The sequence below is a fragment of the Escherichia sp. MOD1-EC5950 genome, from assembly GCF_002965345.1.
GTDB classification, from domain to species: domain Bacteria; phylum Pseudomonadota; class Gammaproteobacteria; order Enterobacterales; family Enterobacteriaceae; genus Escherichia; species Escherichia marmotae.
The window spans coordinates 1-388 of the sequence record NZ_PTSR01000150.1 but is presented as its reverse complement, the minus strand read 5'-3'; the positions used below and the strand labels follow the sequence as shown (position 1 = coordinate 388).

The window sequence follows — 388 nt, the reverse complement described above, 5'->3', positions numbered from 1 at the left end:
CGCATCTTATCCGACCTACAGTGACTCAAATGATGCCCAACCGTAGGCCGGATAAGGCGCTCGCGCCGCATCCGGCACTGCTGCCAAACTCCAGCACCGCAGTAATGTCGGATGCGATGCTTACGCATCTTATCCGACCTACAGTGACTCAAATGATGCCCAACCGTAGGCCGGATAAGGCATTCGCACCGCATCCGGCACTGTTGCCAAACTCCAGCGCCGCAATAATGTCGGATGCGATGCTTACGCATCTTATCCGACCTACAGTGACTCAAATGATGCCCAACCGTAGGCCGGATAAGGCATTCGCACCGCATCCGGCACTGTTGCCAAACTCCAGCGCCGCAATAATGTCGGATGCGATGCTTGCGCATCTTATCCGACCTAC

The 388-nt window shown here is 55.7% G+C and carries 1 protein-coding gene; it reads left to right on the top strand.

Translation table 11 applies throughout. The features are described 5' to 3' along the window. Window positions 1–29 precede the first annotated feature (29 nt). Window positions 30–388: hypothetical protein (locus BEA93_RS26000; RefSeq protein WP_236942914.1), on the top strand; the 359-nt coding region annotated here is incomplete at its 3' end.